Origin of the sequence: Roseovarius aquimarinus (genome assembly GCF_043661195.1) — a bacterium.
Lineage (GTDB): Bacteria > Pseudomonadota > Alphaproteobacteria > Rhodobacterales > Rhodobacteraceae > Roseovarius > Roseovarius aquimarinus.
Genome location: NZ_JBIHMM010000003.1, coordinates 103,844 through 120,363 on the forward strand (window position 1 = coordinate 103,844; position 16,520 = coordinate 120,363).

Below are 16,520 nucleotides of genomic sequence, written 5' to 3' on the forward strand. Positions count from 1 at the left end.
AGGTCGAAGACATGACAAACGAGTGGAAGAAACGCACGGCGCTCGTGCATGGCGGAACCGCGCGCAGCGGATGGGGCGAGGTGAGCGAGGCGATCTTCCTCACCCAGGGCTTCGTCTACGACAGCGCCGAGGCCGCCGAGGCGCGCTTCATCCAGACCGGGCCGGACGAGTTCATCTATGCCCGCTACGGCAACCCGACCGTGTCGATGTTCGAAAAGCGCATCGCGATGCTCGAAGGTGCCGAGGATGCCTTCGCCACCGCCAGCGGCATGGCCGCCGTCTCGGGTGCGCTGACGTCGATGCTCAAGGCGGGCGATCACGTCGTGGCGGCGCGCGCGCTGTTCGGCTCCTGCCTTTATGTCCTCAGCGAGGTTCTGACGCGCTACGGGGTCGAGGTGACCTTCGTGGACGGCACCGATCTCGGCCAGTGGGAGGCCGCGATCCGGCCCGATACCACCGCCGTCTTCTTCGAGACGATCGCCAATCCGACACTCGAGGTGGTCGATCTCGAGGCGGTGGCGAGGCTCGCCCATGCGCATGGCGCGACCGTCGTGGTCGACAACGTCTTCGCCACGCCCGTCTTCTCGCGCGCGATCGAACAGGGCGCCGATGTCGTGGTCTATTCCGCGACCAAGCATATCGACGGGCAGGGGCGCGCGCTCGGCGGCGTGATCCTCGGAACGAAGGAGTTCATCCGCGGCACGGTCGAGCCCTACATGAAACATACCGGCGGCTCGATGTCGCCCTTCACGGCATGGGTCATGCTCAAGGGTCTCGAGACGATCGATCTGCGCGTGCGCGCGCAGGTGGCGGGCGCGACCGCATTGACCGAGGCGTTGCAGGGCCATCCGAAGCTGCGCCGCGTGATCTATCCCGGCCATCCGAGCCATCCGCAGCACGAGCTGACGTCGCGCCTCATGGGCAAGGGCGGCACGGTCGTCGCGCTCGATCTGGGCGGGCAGGCCGAGGCGTTCCGCTTCATCAACGCGCTCGAAATCGTGCTCATCTCGAACAATCTGGGCGATACGAAATCCATCATCACCCATCCGGCGACGACGACGCATCAGCGCCTCCCGGACGATCAGAAAGCCGCGCTCGGCATCACGCCGGGCCTTGTGCGCCTGTCGGTGGGCATAGAGGATGAAGAGGATCTGATCGCCGATATCCGGCAGGCTCTGGATGCGGTGTAACCTATTGCGAAAGTCCCTCACATGACCGAACGCCTCGCCGGTATCGTCACGCCGCTGCTGACGCCCTTCAACGACGATTTCACCGTCGCCGACGATCTCTATGTCGATCACGCGCGGCACTGTCTGGCACAAGGCTCGCATTACCTCTCGCCGTTCGGCACGACGAGCGAGGCGCTCAGCCATTCCGTCGCCGAGCGGATGCGTCTGGTCGAGCTTCTGGTGACGAGCGGTGCCGCCCGCGCCGATCAACTGATGCCCGGCACCGGTCTGTGCAATCTCGAAGAAACGGCGGCGCTCAGCCGCCATGCGGTCGAACTGGGCTGCCGCGCGGTGATGACGCTGCCGCCCTTCTTCTTCGTCACCGCCAGCGAGGAAGGTCTCTACCGCTATTTCAGCCTGCTGATCGAGAATGTGGGCAGCGATGCGCTCACCATCTGCCTCTACCATATCCCGCAATATGCCGGGATCGGCTTCACCCCAGCCCTCGCCGCGCGGCTCAATGAGGCGTTCTCCGAGGTCGTGACGGCGCTCAAGGACAGCTCGGGCAATTGGGACAACACCCGCGCGGTGATCGAGGCGGCGCCGGGCATATCGGTCTTTCCCGGCAGCGAAGGCGCGATGCTGGACGCGATGGCGCTCGGCGGCGGCGGCTGCATCTCGGCAAGCTGCAACTCGAACGCGGCGGGCATCCGCCGACTCTACGATCTGGCCCGCGCAGGCGATGCGGCGGGCGCCGAGGCGTTGAAGCCGCAGATCGACGCGCACCGCGCCGCAGTCTTTTCCGGCGGGCTGATCCCGGGATTGAAGGCGCTCAAGGCGCAAGAGACCGGCGACGCGCGCTGGCTCAATCTGCGCCCGCCTCTTTTGCCCGCGACGCCCGATCTCGCCGGGCCGCTGGCGGAAACCGTCTGGCGCGGCTGACCTAGGGCCCGTCCGTCAGACGGGCATGGACCGGGAATGCTTGACCGCGTCGCGCGCGCCCTCGGCCTTGCAGGGCATGGCCCTTTCCTTGGCGCGCGGGACCGCCGGCCGCATGAAGAACGGATTGCCCGAGAAGGCGGCGGCGCCGAGGATCTGGGCGATTCGCATCTGATGCTCGAAAACCTGCGACATCAGCGTGATACCGGCATCCGAATAATCAGGATTTTTCTTGAAGCGGGGCATGGGCGTCTCCCTTGGCAGAGGGTGGAACTACCTCACTATCGCATGACGTGTGCCGCTTGACCAAGCGGCAAGGCGCCGCGCCTCGCCCTTGAACGCTTTTCCGCCGATCGACGCCGCGGCGGCCACGCTCAGCCGGTGTGGAAAAGCGTCGAGAAAAGCTTGGGATCGAGGCTCTGGGCCGCGAAGGTCTCGCCTTCGGTCAGGACGCTGACCGCGTCATGGCTGTGCAGACTTTCCTGATGGCTCGCCACCACGCGGAAATCCCCGATCCGCTCGTCGGCCAGCAGACGCTCGCAGAAAAGGCGCGCCGCGTCCTCGACGAAAATGGGGTTGGCGGCATTGAGCTCGGCGAAGGCCTGCTCGTCCTCGCGCTTGACCATCACTTGCGTCTCGGTCGGCACGGCGGCGCGGGCAAGCTCGATCAGATCCTCGAACCAGAGGCAATCGTTGCAGCACACCTCGACCGAAATCCGGGCCACCGAGCGCTGCGAATGCGGCGTGGCAAGCTGTCCGCGCGCCTGCCGCGCATGCTCGCTCAACTCGAGCGAGCAGGGGCAGGTGCTGGAATAGACGTAATCGAGATGCATGAACTTGCGCCGCACGCCGCCGCTTTCGACCAGCTCGAGCGCGATGTCGTAATACTGATAACCCTCGAGCCCCGAGCGCAGCGAGCGCACCTTGGCCGGATAGGAGAACCGCATCTGGATGCGCGCATCGACGCTGCCGAGATCCGAGATGTAGTCGTCGAGCGCCGATTCGATCACCTCGAAACTGAACGTCTTCTCGGCATGCTTGTAGAAGCTGCGCATGATCCGGGACATGTTGATGCCCTTCTTGTTCGCCTCGAGGCTGACGGTGCCCGTCACGGAGGTCTCAAGCGTCAGATCGCCGTTGTCGCGCGTGTGGAACCGAATGGGCAGACGGAAGTTGGAAATGCCGACATGCTGAAGCTGCTGATGCGCGCCACGGATCAGCGAGGCGGGACCGTTCTGAAGATCGGGCATCGTCTTGCGATAGGCGGCATCGGCCTCGAACGTGTCGGGATAGATGCGCGAGAGCGCGGGATAGTTCGATACCTCGCCGCGCGGCAAAAGCCGCGCGATCTGCGGGTCGAGATCCGCCACTTCCTCGGGGGTGGCCGCCGCAGCCCAGCGGCGCAGCACTGCGAGCGCGTCCTGCGCATCGTCGCGGTTCGGCGCGACCACCAATTTGCCGGTGTGATGTGTCATGCTGCGGCTCCCTGCCTGCTGCGGTGTCAGGACTTGTATCTAGAGCAGCGGTTTTGGAAAACCATAGAAGGAAAAACGCCCGCCATCGCGGATGGCGGGCGCGGGTCTGCCGAGCGTCTCGCCGGATCAGGCGTAGACGCTCTCCTTGCCGAAATGCTTGGTCAGCATGTAATAGACCACCGCGCGATACTTGTTGCGCTCGGACTGGCCATAGGTGTTCAGCACCGAATGGATGGCGTCCATGAGCTGCGGGCCATCGGCGAGGCCCAGTTTCTTGATGAGGAAATTCTTCTTCACCGTCTCGAGCTCGGCGGGCTGGCTTGCGGCCACCGTGGCCGAGTCCGCGTCATAGATCGACGGGCCGCAGCCGATCGTAACCTTCGTCAGAAGATCCATGTCCGGCGTCATGCCGCATTTCGTCTTCAAATCCTCTGCGTAGCGCGCGATCAGATCGTCACGTTTGCCCATCTCAAATTCCCCCAGTCAATGCGCGGCGGTGCCGCTTTCCAATGTCCCAAGCGGCACGCGCCGCTCGTGGCGAAGACTACCGGGTAAGCGGCATTTCTCAACGAAAAAGTGCAATCGGCCCGCCTTGGGCGGAGTGACGGGCAAAAACCCCCGGCCATTCGCATGGCCGGGGGCGCGGGTCGGAGCAATCGTAAAGCCTGGATAGGCTTAGTTGGACGATCCGCTCGTCGTTTCTTCCTCGGTCGTGCCTTCGGCAGCATCGCCTTCGGCAGCGGCGTCACCTTCCATGGCAGCGTCGCCTTCGGTAGCGGCGTCACCCTCTGCGGCGGCATCGCCTTCCATGGCGGTATCACCTTCCACGGCAGCGTCGCCCTCCGTGGCAGTGTCGCCTTCAGCAGCCGCATCACCTGCGGCAGCAGCATCGCCTTCGGCGGCGGCGTCACCCTCGGCAGCGGCATCGCCTTCCGCAGCGGCGTCGCCTTCCATCGCGGCATCGCCTTCCTTGGGCGCGTCGCCCTCCATCGCGGCGTCGCCCGAAGCGGTGCTGCCGCCCGATGCATCATCGCTCGCGATCATGTCGGCCAGAGGCGTTTCGTCCGGCAGGCTTTCCGCGCCACTCTCGTCGAACTCGGGACGCTCTTTCAGAGCTTCCTTTGTCGTGTCGAGCGTGATCATCTGCTGCGTCGAATCGTAGTCGAGATCACCGAGCGGCACGGCCACGGTATATTCCCCGAGGCCGAGGAACCCGCCGACACCGATCACGGCATCCGCGCTTCGGCCCGCGCTCACGACGTAATCGACATCGCCGATCGTGTCGCCATTGGGGTCGTAGACGCTTTGTCCGATCAGATCGCCCACCGTCATCTCCTCGATCGAGGTGAAGGCCGGCGCCATCGTGGTCGCGTCCGACGACATCTCGGCCGTGGTGCCGGTGTCGGTTGTGGTCGTGTCCTGCGCCATCGCGCCACCGGCGATGAGGGCCGTGGTCGCAGCGGTCAGCATGAGTGTCTTGAGAGCCATTGTCGTATCCTCCTTGGCTGCAATGTGAGCCGATAAGTCGCAACATGGCCTTCCGGTTCCGCGCCTCGCGCAGCCCCGAACGAAAACAGGCAGAACCCTGCCAAGGGTCCTGCCTCTATCGGCGGAAAACCGTTGGTTCCCGCGGGTTTGGACGAAATCAGTAGCGATAATGCTCGGGTTTGAACGGGCCTTCGGGCGTCACGCCGATGTAATCCGCCTGTTCCTTGCTGAGCGGCGTCAGCTTGACGCCGATCCGGTCGAGATGGAGGCGCGCCACCTTCTCGTCGAGATGCTTGGGCAGGATATAGACCTCGTTCTTGTAGTTCGCGCCGTTTTTCCAAAGCTCGATCTGCGCCAGCACCTGGTTGGTGAAGCTGGCGGACATGACGAAACTCGGATGGCCGGTCGCGTTGCCGAGGTTCAGAAGACGCCCCTCGGACAAGAGGATCAGACGATTGCCCGAAGGCATTTCGATCATGTCCACCTGGTCCTTGATGTTGGTCCACTTGTGGTTCTTGAGGCTGGCGACCTGAATCTCGTTGTCGAAATGGCCGATATTGCCGACGATCGCCATGTCCTTCATCTCGCGCATATGCTCGATGCGGATGACGTCCTTGTTGCCGGTCGTGGTGATGAAGATGTCGGCGGTCGACAGCACATCCTCGAGCAGCACGACCTCGTAGCCGTCCATCGCGGCCTGAAGCGCGCAGATGGGATCGACCTCGGTGACCTTCACGCGTGCACCGGCGCCGCGCAGCGATGCGGCGGATCCCTTGCCGACATCGCCGTAGCCCAGCACCACGGCGACCTTGCCGGCCATCATCGTGTCGGTCGCGCGGCGGATACCGTCGACGAGCGATTCCTTGCACCCGTACTTGTTGTCGAATTTCGACTTGGTGACGCTGTCGTTCACGTTGATCGCCGGGAAGGGCAGCAGGCCCCTGCGGTGCAGATCGTAAAGACGGTGAACACCTGTCGTCGTCTCCTCCGAGACACCCTTGATCGCGTCGCGCGTCTTGGTGAACCAGCCGGGGCTTTCCTTCATGCGCTTCTTGATCTGCGCGAAGACGGCCACTTCTTCCTCGGATTGCGGCACCTCGATCAGATCGGTCTCGCCGGCCTCGACGCGCGCGCCGAGAAGAACGTAGAGCGTCGCGTCCCCGCCATCGTCGAGGATCATGTTCGCGCCCTCGGGGAACTGGAAGGAGCGGTCGAGATAATCCCAATGCTCCTCGAGCGTCTGGCCCTTCACCGCGAAGACGGGCGTGCCGCCCTCGGCGATCGCCGCCGCCGCGTGATCCTGCGTCGAGAAGATGTTGCAGGACGCCCAGCGCACATCCGCGCCCAGCGCGTTCAGCGTCTCGATCAGGACGGCGGTCTGGATAGTCATGTGCAGCGAGCCGACGATGCGCGCGCCCTTGAGCGGCTGCGCCTCGCCGAATTCCTCGCGCAGCGCCATCAGACCCGGCATTTCGGTTTCGGCGATGTCCAGTTCCTTGCGGCCATAGGCGGCGAGCGAGATATCCTTGACGACGTAGTCTTTTGCCATTTTGAGCGGCTCCTCGAATAACGGGTTGGAGGGCAGATAGCACCCGCCCGCCCATGCGGCAATGCTGGAATACCCGGGCGGCGGACGCTAGAGAGGACGGAGGGCGACTAGCGAGAGGCGCATCATGGCTCAACCGCGTGCATGGCAAAAGATGCTGTCGGGGCGCAGGCTCGATCTGCTGGACCCGACACCCATGGACATCGAGATCGGCGACATCGCCCACGGCCTTGCGTTCGTCGCGCGCTGGAACGGGCAGACGCTGGGCGATTACGCCTATTCCGTGGCCGAGCATTCGCTGCTGGTCGAGGAGATCTTCGGCCGCATCAGCCCCGCCGCGCCCGCCCGGTGGAAGCTGGCGGCGCTGCTGCACGATGCGCCCGAATACGTGATCGGCGACATGATCTCGCCGGTCAAGAGCGCGGTCGGCCCCGGCTATGACGCGCTGGACGAGCGGCTCATGGCGGCGATCCACATCCGCTTCGGCCTGCCCGCCGCGATCCCCGCGACCGTCAAGAAACAGATCAAGCGCGCCGACAGGATCAGCGCGTGGATGGAGGCCACGCGCATCGCTGGCTTCGAGACCGGCGAGGCCGACCGTTTCTTCGGGCGCCCCGATCCCGCGATGATGGAAGGGCTCGAGATCCGCCTGCGCCCGCCGCTGGAGACACGCGAGGCCTTCACCGCGCGCACCGATGCGCTTTTGGAGCGCATGTCGTGATCACCGTCCGCCGCGCCACGCCGCTCGATGCGCCGCCCATGGCCGAGCTTCTCAACCAGATCATCGAGAAGGGCGGCACGACCGCGCACACACGGCCCGTCACCTCGCGCGACATGGGCGGCATGATGGAGACCGCCCCGGACCGCTCCGCATGGCATGTCGCGCTGAACGCCGAGGGCGCATTGCGCGGCTTTCAGTATATCGAGCCGACAAGCCACCTTCCGCCCGAAGCTTGCGACATCGCGACCTTCGTTCAATTGGGCCGCACCGGCCTCGGCATCGGCTCGGCGCTGTTCAAGGTCACGGCGAAGGCCGCTAAGGCGCTCGGCTATGTCTGGATCAACGCCAGCATCCGCGCCGACAACGAGGGCGGGCTCATCTATTATCAGAGCCGCGGCTTTCGCGATTACGCGCGCCGCGAGAACGTGGAGCTGGCCTCGGGGCAGCGCGTGGACAAGATCCTCAAGCGCTACGAGATCTGAGCGCATCCCATCACCTCTTTCTCACCCTTGCGTGAGGCGGTGTTTCGCAGGCTTGGCGGCACCGGGCGCGTCGGTCATGGTGGCCCCAAAGAGGAGGACATCCCTATGGTCGACATCATGTCGAATATCAAAACCCTTGCCCTCGGCGGCCTCATCGCTCTCGGCTTCGCCGCGAACGGCTCGCGCGCCCACGCGGCCGCGACCGAGACGCTCGTGGTCGCGGGCGGCTGCTTCTGGTGCGTGGAGGCCGATTTCGAGAAGGTGAAGGGCGTGAGCGAAGTCGTCTCCGGCTACACCGGCGGCAAGACGGACAATCCCACCTACAAGGACGTCACGGGCGGCAATACCGGCCATTACGAGGCGGTCGAGATCAAATACGACCCCGATCAGGTCTCGCGGCCGCAGCTTCTGCACATGTTCCTGCGCTCGGTCGACCCGACCGATGCGGGCGGGCAGTTCTGCGATCGGGGCGACAGCTACCGCACCGCGATCTTCGCCGATGGGGCCGCCGCCGAGGACGCGCGCCAGGCGATCACCGCCGCCGAGAAGGATCTGGGCCAGAAGATTGTGACACCCGTTCTGCCCGAAGCGACCTTCTACGAGGCCGAGGATTATCATCAGGACTATTACAAGAGTCAGGAGACGCGCTTCACCCGGTTCGGCATCAAGACCTATGCCGAGGCCTACAAGCTCTACCGCGAGGGCTGCGGACGCGACGCGCGCGTGCGTGCTCTTTGGGGGGACGCCGCGCCTTTCGCGCAGAAGTGATTGGCACCATGCGATGAGAGGGCCGCTTCGCGCGGCCCTTTTTCTCTTTGGGATCAACCGAGACGCGGTGCGCCGAGCCGTTTGCGCTCAGCCGGTGAAACCCGCAGCCGCGCCAAGCGCCCTCAGCCCGGCCCTCCAAGCCCCGGCGCGCGGCACCGCCTCGGCCATCACGCCCTGCGCGGCGAGCGCCGCTGCATAGGGTTCGGCATCGCCGATGATGCGCACGCCCTGCCCCAGCCAATAGGCCCGCGTCGCGGCCAGCTCCGCACCCAGAAGATGCCCCCAAAGCGCAGAATGATCGCCGGTGAGCGCCGCCGCGTTCAGATGCACGGCCAGCCGCTCGGGGCGCGACATGGTATCGTCCAGCGCCCCGGTATCGGCCTCGCCGGCTTTGGCACCGAAGGCGCGAGCGAGCCGTCCGGTCGCGGCGCCCTGAAAGCTGACGACCTCGCGCGCGCTGACATGCACCCAATGCGTCACCTCCGGCTCGGGGATGAGAAGGATCCCGTCCCAATCCGGCGCGGCGGTGAGCGCGCCCGCGATCAGCACCCGCGCTTCAGCTGTCAGGAGCGCGGCTGGCCCGGCCTGCTGGAGCGCTCCGAGGCTGCGCAGGCCCTTGGGCAATATCTCGGCGGGCGGCGCCGCGCGCGCGCTGTTGTCGAGCGTCACGAGGCGCGCCGGATCGATCCCGGCCACGCTTTCGGCATCCGCCGCGCGCGCCAGATCCCGCGTCTCGAGATCATCCCCGCGCAGGGCGAAGAGCGTGACGCGCCCGCCTTCGGGAAGAAGCGCGCCCCAAGGCTCGGACGCGGCGTCCGCCATCAGGCGCGGCCCGACATCTGCGCCACGATCCCACGCACGTCGTAGCCCGCATCGGCGGCGGCCGAGACGATCGCATCGTCGGGCAGGTTTCCGACCTGCACGATGCTCCACAGAGTCGTGCAGCGCGTTCCGCTCCGGCAATAGGCCAGCAGCGGTTTCGGCAGATCCTCGAGCGCGGCACGGAAATCCGCGACGTCGCCCTCGCTCAGATGCCCCGAAACGATCGGGACGGAGCGGAATTCCAGCCCCTCGGCGCGGGCGGCGGCCTCGATCGCCGCGACATCGGGCTGGCCCGCATCCTCGCGGTCGGGGCGGTTGCACATGATGGACTTGAAGCCCGCCTCCTTGATGGCGGGCACATCCGCCGCCGCGATCTGGGGGGAGACGCTGAAATCGTGGGAAATCCTGCGCAGGTCCATCGGGCCGCTCCTTGGTAAGGGTCGCGCGCAATATGGCCGCAAAGCCCGCCCGGTTTCAATGCCCCCGGCGCCCGTTGACATTCGCCGCCCCGGCGCCAAACCTGTCCGCCGCACCAAGGGAGGCCGCATGGACAAGCGTTGGGAATTCTGGATCGACCGGGGCGGCACCTTCACCGATATCGTGGCGCTGGATCCGGGTGGCGCGCTGCACACGCACAAGCTTCTGTCCGAAAATCCCGAGCGCTACGAGGATGCCGCCGTCGAGGGCATCCGGCAACTTATCGGCCAGCGCGATCTGCCCGAAGGCAGCATCGCAGCGGTCAAGATGGGCACGACCGTCGCGACCAACGCCCTACTCGAACGCAAGGGCGCGCCGGTGCTTCTGCTCATCACGCGCGGCTTCCGCGATCTTCTGAAGATCGGCTATCAGACCCGGCCCCGCCTCTTCGATCTGCACATCATGCGGCCCGATCTGCTCTATGACCGCGTCGCCGAACTCGACGAGCGTCTCGATGCGGAAGGCCGCGTCATCCGCCCGCTCGACGAGGATGCGGCCCGCGCCGCCCTGCAGGACGCGCATGACGCCGGCATCCGCGCCGTCGCCATCGCGGGTCTGCATGCCTATCTCAACCCCGAGCACGAGGCGCGCGTGGCCGAAATCGCCCGAGAAACCGGGTTCACCCAGGTGAGCACGAGCCACGAGGTCAGCCGCCTCGCCAAGCTGGTCGGGCGCGGCGACACGACGGTCGTCGATGCCTATCTTTCGCCGATCCTGCGCCGCTACGTGGACCGCGTGGCGGATGCGCTCGATCTCGGCACCGCCTGCGAGCGGCTTCTTTTCATGCAGTCGAATGGCGGCCTGACCGAAGCGCGCCGGTTTCAGGGAAAGGACGCGATCCTGTCGGGTCCGGCAGGCGGCATCGTGGGCATGGTCCATACCGGGCAGGCCGCCGGGTATGACCGTCTGATCGGCTTCGACATGGGCGGCACGTCGACCGATGTCAGTCACTACGCCGGCGACTACGAGCGCAGCTTCGAGACGGAGGTAGCGGGCGTGCGCATGCGCGCGCCGATGATGGACATTCACACCGTCGCGGCGGGCGGCGGCAGCATATGCAAGTTCGAGGACGGGCGCTTTCAGGTCGGCCCCGAAAGCGCGGGGGCCGATCCCGGCCCCGCCTGCTATCGCCGGGGTGGCCCGCTCACCGTCACCGATTGCAACGTCATGCTGGGCAAGCTGAGCCCCGATCATTTCCCGCAAGTCTTCGGCGAGACCGGGGCCGAGCCGCTCGATGCCGAGGTCGTGCGCGCCAAGTTCGAGACCCTGGCCGAAGAGGTTGCCGCGGCCACGGGCGAGGCGCCGCGCAAGCCCGAGGATATCGCGCAGGGATTTCTGCGGATCGCGGTCGAGAACATGGCCAACGCGATCAAGAAGATCAGCGTGCAGCGCGGCCATGACGTCACGCGCTACACGCTGCAGTGTTTCGGCGGCGCAGGCGGGCAACATGCCTGCGGCGTGGCGGACGCCCTGGGCATGACCCGCGTGCTGGTGCATCCCTATGCCGGGGTGCTCTCGGCCTACGGCATGGGCCTTGCGCCGATCACCGCGATGAAGGAGGCGCAGATCGATCTGCCCCTTGGGGAGTACGCGCGCGCAATGGAGACGGTCGAGGCCCTCGCAGAGGAGACTTTGGCCGAGGTCGCGGCGCAGGGCGGCACCGAAGCCGCCGCCGCGCACCGCCTGCATCTGCGCTATGACGGATCGCATCAGGCGATCCCTGTGGAAGGCAGCACCGAGGCCACCGCCCGCGAGTTGTTCGAGACCGCACATAAGAAGCGTTACGGCTTCGTCTCGCCCGGGCGGGACATCATCATCGACATGGTCAGCGTCGAATCGAGCGGCGCCGCGCGCGAGGATATCGCGCTGACGCCGCCCGATGGCGACGGCGCCCCGCTCGCCCATGTGCCGGTCTACGAGAAGGGCGACTGGCGACGCGTCCCGATCCATGACCGCGCGGCGCTGAACGCCGGTGCCGCCATCAAGGGCCCCGCGATCGTCACCGAACCCACGGGCACCAACGTGATCGAGCCGGGCTGGACCGCGCGGCTCGACGCACGCGCCAATCTCGTCATCGAGCGTCACGCACCACTGCGCGGCGAAGTCGCCGGGACCGAGGCCGATCCGATCCTGCTCGAGGTCATGGGCAACCTCTTCATGTCCGTTGCCGATCAGATGGGCGCGACGCTGGCCAATACCTCGTGGTCCGTGAACATCAAGGAACGGCTCGATTTCAGTTGCGCCATCTTCGATGCGAAGGGCGATCTGGTGGCCAATGCGCCCCATGTGCCGGTGCATCTCGGCTCCATGTCCGACAGCGTCAAGACGATCATGCGCCTAAACCCCGACGCGCGGCCCGGCGATGCCTTCATGCTCAACTCGCCCTATAACGGCGGCACTCATCTGCCAGACGTCACCGTCATCACGCCGCTTTTCGACGAGGGCAAGCCCGTCATGTGGCTGGGGAGCCGCGGGCATCATGCCGATATCGGCGGCCGCACCCCCGGAAGCGCGCCGCCCGACAGCACCCATATCGAGGAAGAAGGCGTTCTGATCGACAATGTGCAGCTCGTGCGCGGCGGCGAGTTCCTCGAAGCCGAGGCTGGGGCGGTCCTGCGCGGTGGGCGCTATCCCTGCCGGAACGTCGCGCAGAACATGGCCGATCTCAAGGCGCAGGTGGCCGCGAACGAGACCGGAAAACAGGCTCTAATGGGCGTGATTGAGACCTATGGCCTAGATGTCGTGCGGGCCTATATGGGCCATGTTCAGGACAATGCCGAAGCCGCCGTGCGCCGGGTCATCGACAAGCTCGCCGATGGCGCGTTCCTCTATCCGATGGACCACGGCGCCGAAATCCGTGTCTCAATCCGGGTGGACCACGACGCGCGCGAGGCGGTGATCGACTTCACCGGCACGTCGCCCCAGCATTCGGGCAACTACAACGCGCCGCGCTCGATCTGCGACGCGGTGGTGCTCTACGTCTTCCGAACGCTCGTGGGCGCGGACATTCCGTTGAACCAGGGCTGCCTCAAGCCGCTGCGCATCATCGTGCCCGAGGGCTCGATGCTGAACCCGGTGCATCCGGCGGCGGTCATCTCGGGCAATACCGAGGTGAGCCAGGCGATGTGCAACGCGCTCTACGGCGCGCTCGGCGTCATCGCGGGCAGCCAGGGGACGATGAACAATTTCATCTGGGGCAATGACGCATTCCAGAATTACGAGACGATCGCGGGCGGCACCGGCGCGGGGCCGGGATTCGATGGCTGCGATGCCGTACAGAGCCACATGACCAACACCCGCATGACCGATCCCGAGATCCTCGAGAAACGCTTCCCGGTGCGGCTGGAAGAATTCGGCATAAGGCATGGCACGGGCGGGGCGGGCAGATGGCGGGGCGGCGACGGCGTGCTGCGCCGCATGCGCTTTTTGGAGCCCGTTACCGTCACGACCCTCTGCTCGCATCGCGACGTGCCGCCCTTCGGCGTCGAGGGTGGCCTGCCGGGCGCGGTCGGCCTCAACTGGGCCGAGCTTGCCGACGGGACGCGGCGCGATCTCAAGGGATGCGACGAGATCGAGCTGGAGGCGGGCGCCGTCTTCGGAATGCAGACGCCGGGCGGGGGTGGCTGGGGCGAAGCCTGAGCGCCTTTAACGCCCTGTTAAGCACTTCTGCGGCATCCTGACCGCATGAGCGGATATACCCATTTCAACGAGGCGGCCCTGCCCCTCTTCGGCGGCGACAAGGCGGAGGGGCCTGAGCGCCCCGGTGCAGCGCTTCCGTCCTATATCCGCGATCACCGCGCGCGTCTGCGCGCGCGGTTCATGCAGGGCGGCGCCGATCCCATGCCCGATTACGAACTCCTGGAGCTGGTGCTGTTCCGCGCCATCCCGCGCCGCGACGTGAAGCCGCTGGCGCGCGCCTTGCTCGACATGTTCGGCGATTTCAACGGCGTCGTCTCCGCGCCCCCCTCCCGGCTCGAGGCTGTCAATGGCGTCGGCGAGGCCGTGATCGTCGAGCTCAAGATCGTCGAGGCGGCGAGCCGGCGCCTCAGCCGCGCGCGCGTGATGCGGCGGCAGGTGATCTCGTCATGGGACGCGCTGCTGGACTATTGCCACACCACGATGGCCCATCGCGATACGGAACAGTTCCGGCTCTTCTTTCTCGACACGAAGAATACGCTGATCGCCGACGAGGCGCAGGCGACCGGGACGGTCGATCATGTCCCCGTCTATCCGCGCGAGGTGGTCAAACGCGCGCTCGAACTCAACGCCTCGGCGCTGATCCTCGTGCACAACCACCCCTCGGGCGATCCCACGCCCAGCGAGGCCGATATCGTCATGACACAGAAGATCAAGAGCGCCGCCGAAGTCATGGGCATCACGCTCCACGACCATCTCATCATCGGCAAATCCTGCGAGCTGAGCTTTCGCAGCGAAGGGTATCTCTAGGGCGCTGGCGGTGTGCATGGTGACCCCGGCAGGATTCGAACCTGCAACCTGCCCCTTAGGAGGGGGCTGCTCTATCCAGTTGAGCCACGGGGCCAGCGCGGACTGAATAACGCGGGGGCGCGGGCTTGTCATCGGGGAATGCGCCCTCAGCGCGCGTGGCGGGCAAGCCGCTTGATATGGCGCGTCCGTTCGCGGTAGCCTTCGGCGCATTCATCGGGATTTCCGGATTGACCAAGACACCCAACCGCACCCTTACCCTGCGCGACGTCTCCGAGGCGTCGGGCGTTTCGGAAATGACCGTGAGCCGCGTTCTTCGCAATCGCGGCGACGTCTCGGACGCGACCCGACAGCGCGTTCTGGCCAGTGCCAAGGCGCTCGGCTACGTGCCCAACAAGATCGCGGGCGCGCTCGCCTCGAGCCGGGTCAACCTCGTGGCCGTGATCGTGCCGTCGATGGCCAACATGGTCTTTCCCGAGGTCATGATGGGTATCAATGACGTCCTTGCCGAAACCGAGTTGCAGCCCGTGATGGGCCTGACCGACTACACCCGCGAGAAGGAGGAGAAAGTCCTCTACGAGATGCTCTCGTGGCGGCCCTCGGGCGTCATCATCGCGGGGCTGGAGCATTCCGAAGCCTCGCGCGCGATGCTGCGTGCCTCCGGCATTCCGGTGGTCGAGATCATGGATGTGGACGGCACGCCCGTCGATTCGGTCGTCGGGATCTCGCATCGCCGCGCGGGCGAGCAGATGGGCCGCGCCATCCTCAAGGGCGGATATCGGCGCATCGGCTTCATGGGCACGACGATGCCGCGCGACCACCGCGCGCGCAAACGCTTCGAGGGGCTGACGGACGTTCTGGGCAAGGCGGGCGTGGAGATCGCCGAGCGTGAATTCTACTCGGGCGGCTCGGCGCTTCTGAAAGGGCGCGAGATGACGCAAGCCATGCTCGAACGCGACCCTGAACTCGATTTTCTCTATTACTCCAACGACATGATCGGTGCCGGCGGTCTTCTGTGGCTGCTCGAGCAGGGCTATGACATTCCGCATCAGATCGGCCTCGCCGGCTTCAACGGTCTCGATCTGCTCAAGGGCCTGCCCCGGCAGCTCGCCACGATGGATGCATGCCGGGCCGAGATCGGGCGCCAGGCCGCGCAGATCATCGCGGACCGGGTGAAGCCGGATGCGGACCAATCCCCGCGCCATATCGCGCTCGAGCCGAAGATCAGCTATGGCGACACCCTGCGCCGCGCCTGACAGACCCGGCCTTGCGATACGAAAAAGCCCCGCAGGATGATCCTGCGGGGCTTCGATCTTTCAAGGCTGTGCGCGGTGCGCCTCAGTCCTTCTGCTTGTTCTTGATCGGCGCCCAGATCCGCTTGTTCGTGAGATAAAGCAGAACCGACAGCACGGTCAGGAAGAGAACGCCCGTCAGACCCGCGTATTTGCGCGCCATCAGCTTGGGCTCGGCCGTCCAGGTCAGGAAGGCGGTCACGTCCTTTGCCGCGTTCTCCAGATCGGCAGGGCTGCCGTCGTCGAATTCGACCGAATCGTCATAGAGCGGCTGCGCCATGGCGATCCAGCTTCCCGGAGCGGTGGGATAGCCCTTCTCGTCCTTGCACTCCTCGGGATAGCCACCGGCACCGAAGGCGGTGTTGTAGCTGCCGGGGAAGTCGTCGGGCGCGCATTCGGGCGGCTCTTCATATCCGACGAGCAGGCTGTAGATATACTCCGGTCCGCCGATTCCCTTGAGAAGCTGGTTGATCCCGGTTCCGTAAGGACCGTGAAAACCGGCGCGCTTCTTGGCCATCAGCGACAGGTCGGGCGCATTCTCGAGTGCCGACTCGGGGAAGTGATCGGACGGCTTGGCCGGTCGGAAATCGTCGATCTCCTCGTCGAACACCTCGTATTGCTCGGCATAGGCGCGCACCTGATCCTCGGGGAGGAGCGGGCCGCCCTCATCGCTGAGCGTGCGGATGGGGACGTATTTCAGGCCATGGCAGGCCGCGCAGACCTCGGTATAGACCTTGAGACCGCGCTGAAGCTGCAACGGATCGAAGCTGCCGAACGGGCCTTCGAAGGAGAAATCCACATCCTCGATATGGGTCGCTCCGCCCGCCGCCTGCGCTGCGCCGCCCACGAGGGACAGCGACAGGGCCACGGCGACGGGTGCGCCAAATTTACGGAACAT

At 65.8% G+C, this 16,520-nt stretch carries 16 protein-coding genes and 1 tRNA gene; 8 read left to right on the forward strand and 9 right to left on the reverse strand.

Features of this window, described 5'->3' with window-relative positions; genetic code table 11:
* The first annotated feature begins 11 nt into the window (after positions 1–11).
* Both metZ and ACGRVM_RS11095 read left to right on the forward strand, forming a co-directional pair.
* Positions 12–1,190, forward strand: coding sequence for an O-succinylhomoserine sulfhydrylase (metZ, locus tag ACGRVM_RS11090; RefSeq protein ID WP_377171604.1), 1,179 nt, complete (start codon positions 12–14; stop codon positions 1,188–1,190).
* Positions 1,191–1,211: 21 nt separating this feature from the next.
* Positions 1,212–2,111 (forward strand): dihydrodipicolinate synthase family protein, encoded by a 900-nt coding sequence (locus ACGRVM_RS11095; RefSeq protein ID WP_377171607.1) that lies wholly within the window; start codon positions 1,212–1,214, stop codon positions 2,109–2,111.
* A 15-nt stretch (positions 2,112–2,126) separates the two neighbouring features.
* Here ACGRVM_RS11095 and ACGRVM_RS11100 read toward each other — a convergent pair whose 3' ends face one another.
* The 5 genes from ACGRVM_RS11100 to ahcY all read right to left on the reverse strand — a co-directional run bounded on the left by ACGRVM_RS11100 (position 2,127) and on the right by ahcY (position 6,620).
* The gene (locus tag ACGRVM_RS11100) at positions 2,127–2,354 is read right to left on the reverse strand and encodes a hypothetical protein (protein WP_377171609.1); all 228 of its coding nucleotides are present in this window, start codon (positions 2,352–2,354) and stop codon (positions 2,127–2,129) included.
* Positions 2,355–2,482: 128 nt separating this feature from the next.
* A complete protein-coding gene (folE2, locus tag ACGRVM_RS11105) occupies positions 2,483–3,583 on the reverse strand; it encodes a GTP cyclohydrolase FolE2 (RefSeq protein ID WP_377171611.1) in 1,101 nt (366 codons plus the stop codon).
* Positions 3,584–3,709: 126 nt separating this feature from the next.
* Entirely contained in the window at positions 3,710–4,051 is a 342-nt protein-coding gene (locus ACGRVM_RS11110) for a DUF2853 family protein (RefSeq protein WP_377171613.1), read from the reverse strand.
* Positions 4,052–4,258: 207 nt separating this feature from the next.
* Entirely contained in the window at positions 4,259–5,071 is an 813-nt protein-coding gene (locus tag ACGRVM_RS11115; RefSeq protein ID WP_377171615.1) for a PRC-barrel domain-containing protein, read from the reverse strand.
* A gap of 157 nt (positions 5,072–5,228) precedes the next feature.
* A complete protein-coding gene (ahcY, locus tag ACGRVM_RS11120) occupies positions 5,229–6,620 on the reverse strand; it encodes an adenosylhomocysteinase (RefSeq protein ID WP_377171617.1) in 1,392 nt (463 codons plus the stop codon).
* 124 nt (positions 6,621–6,744) lie between these two features.
* On the opposite strand from ahcY, the gene ACGRVM_RS11125 reads away from it, so the two are divergent.
* The 3 genes from ACGRVM_RS11125 to msrA all read left to right on the forward strand — a co-directional run bounded on the left by ACGRVM_RS11125 (position 6,745) and on the right by msrA (position 8,588).
* Entirely contained in the window at positions 6,745–7,338 is a 594-nt protein-coding gene (locus ACGRVM_RS11125) for an HD domain-containing protein (RefSeq protein WP_377171619.1), read from the forward strand.
* The gene (locus ACGRVM_RS11130) at positions 7,335–7,820 is read left to right on the forward strand and encodes a GNAT family N-acetyltransferase (RefSeq protein ID WP_377171621.1); all 486 of its coding nucleotides are present in this window, start codon (positions 7,335–7,337) and stop codon (positions 7,818–7,820) included. Before ACGRVM_RS11125 ends, ACGRVM_RS11130 begins: the two co-directional genes overlap by 4 nt.
* A 117-nt stretch (positions 7,821–7,937) precedes the next feature.
* Positions 7,938–8,588 carry a peptide-methionine (S)-S-oxide reductase MsrA gene (msrA, locus tag ACGRVM_RS11135; RefSeq protein ID WP_377171623.1) on the forward strand — a complete coding sequence of 217 codons (651 nt, stop codon included), beginning with the start codon at positions 7,938–7,940 and terminating at the stop codon, positions 8,586–8,588.
* 87 nt (positions 8,589–8,675) lie between these two features.
* Here the strand turns inward: msrA and ACGRVM_RS11140 are convergent, their stop codons facing one another.
* Both ACGRVM_RS11140 and ACGRVM_RS11145 read right to left on the reverse strand, forming a co-directional pair.
* The gene (locus ACGRVM_RS11140; RefSeq protein ID WP_377171625.1) at positions 8,676–9,410 is read right to left on the reverse strand and encodes a 2-dehydro-3-deoxygalactonokinase; all 735 of its coding nucleotides are present in this window, start codon (positions 9,408–9,410) and stop codon (positions 8,676–8,678) included.
* Positions 9,410–9,829 carry a TIGR01244 family sulfur transferase gene (locus ACGRVM_RS11145; RefSeq protein WP_377171627.1) on the reverse strand — a complete coding sequence of 140 codons (420 nt, stop codon included), beginning with the start codon at positions 9,827–9,829 and terminating at the stop codon, positions 9,410–9,412. Before ACGRVM_RS11145 ends, ACGRVM_RS11140 begins: the two co-directional genes overlap by 1 nt.
* A gap of 127 nt (positions 9,830–9,956) precedes the next feature.
* Between ACGRVM_RS11145 and ACGRVM_RS11150 the strand changes: the two genes are divergently transcribed.
* Both ACGRVM_RS11150 and radC read left to right on the forward strand, forming a co-directional pair.
* Positions 9,957–13,526 (forward strand): hydantoinase B/oxoprolinase family protein, encoded by a 3,570-nt coding sequence (locus tag ACGRVM_RS11150; RefSeq protein ID WP_377171629.1) that lies wholly within the window; start codon positions 9,957–9,959, stop codon positions 13,524–13,526.
* A gap of 45 nt (positions 13,527–13,571) precedes the next feature.
* A complete protein-coding gene (gene radC, locus ACGRVM_RS11155) occupies positions 13,572–14,333 on the forward strand; it encodes a RadC family protein (protein ID WP_377171631.1) in 762 nt (253 codons plus the stop codon).
* A gap of 17 nt (positions 14,334–14,350) precedes the next feature.
* Here the strand turns inward: radC and ACGRVM_RS11160 are convergent.
* Positions 14,351–14,427: transfer RNA gene (locus tag ACGRVM_RS11160), tRNA-Arg, on the reverse strand.
* A 133-nt stretch (positions 14,428–14,560) separates the two neighbouring features.
* Between ACGRVM_RS11160 and ACGRVM_RS11165 the strand changes: the two genes are divergently transcribed.
* Positions 14,561–15,586: a LacI family DNA-binding transcriptional regulator gene (locus tag ACGRVM_RS11165; RefSeq protein ID WP_377171633.1), complete on the forward strand. Its 1,026-nt coding sequence runs from the start codon at positions 14,561–14,563 to the stop codon at positions 15,584–15,586.
* Positions 15,587–15,668: 82 nt separating this feature from the next.
* Here the strand turns inward: ACGRVM_RS11165 and ACGRVM_RS11170 are convergent, their stop codons facing one another.
* A complete protein-coding gene (locus ACGRVM_RS11170; RefSeq protein ID WP_377171634.1) occupies positions 15,669–16,520 on the reverse strand; it encodes a cytochrome c1 in 852 nt (283 codons plus the stop codon).

Coding starts and splice junctions, on each gene's coding strand:
- metZ (WP_377171604.1), top strand. CDS start 12: ATGACAAACGAGTGGAAGAAACGCACGGCGCTCGTGCATGGCGGAACC.
- ACGRVM_RS11095 (WP_377171607.1), top strand. CDS start 1,212: ATGACCGAACGCCTCGCCGGTATCGTCACGCCGCTGCTGACGCCCTTC.
- ACGRVM_RS11110 (WP_377171613.1), bottom strand. CDS start 4,051: ATGGGCAAACGTGACGATCTGATCGCGCGCTACGCAGAGGATTTGAAG.
- ACGRVM_RS11170 (WP_377171634.1), bottom strand. CDS start 16,520: ATGTTCCGTAAATTTGGCGCACCCGTCGCCGTGGCCCTGTCGCTGTCC.
- folE2 (WP_377171611.1), bottom strand. CDS start 3,583: ATGACACATCACACCGGCAAATTGGTGGTCGCGCCGAACCGCGACGAT.
- ACGRVM_RS11140 (WP_377171625.1), bottom strand. CDS start 9,410: ATGGCGGACGCCGCGTCCGAGCCTTGGGGCGCGCTTCTTCCCGAAGGC.
- radC (WP_377171631.1), top strand. CDS start 13,572: ATGAGCGGATATACCCATTTCAACGAGGCGGCCCTGCCCCTCTTCGGC.
- ACGRVM_RS11100 (WP_377171609.1), bottom strand. CDS start 2,354: ATGCCCCGCTTCAAGAAAAATCCTGATTATTCGGATGCCGGTATCACG.
- ahcY (WP_377171617.1), bottom strand. CDS start 6,620: ATGGCAAAAGACTACGTCGTCAAGGATATCTCGCTCGCCGCCTATGGC.
- msrA (WP_377171623.1), top strand. CDS start 7,938: ATGTCGAATATCAAAACCCTTGCCCTCGGCGGCCTCATCGCTCTCGGC.
- ACGRVM_RS11125 (WP_377171619.1), top strand. CDS start 6,745: ATGGCTCAACCGCGTGCATGGCAAAAGATGCTGTCGGGGCGCAGGCTC.
- ACGRVM_RS11150 (WP_377171629.1), top strand. CDS start 9,957: ATGGACAAGCGTTGGGAATTCTGGATCGACCGGGGCGGCACCTTCACC.
- ACGRVM_RS11115 (WP_377171615.1), bottom strand. CDS start 5,071: ATGGCTCTCAAGACACTCATGCTGACCGCTGCGACCACGGCCCTCATC.
- ACGRVM_RS11145 (WP_377171627.1), bottom strand. CDS start 9,829: ATGGACCTGCGCAGGATTTCCCACGATTTCAGCGTCTCCCCCCAGATC.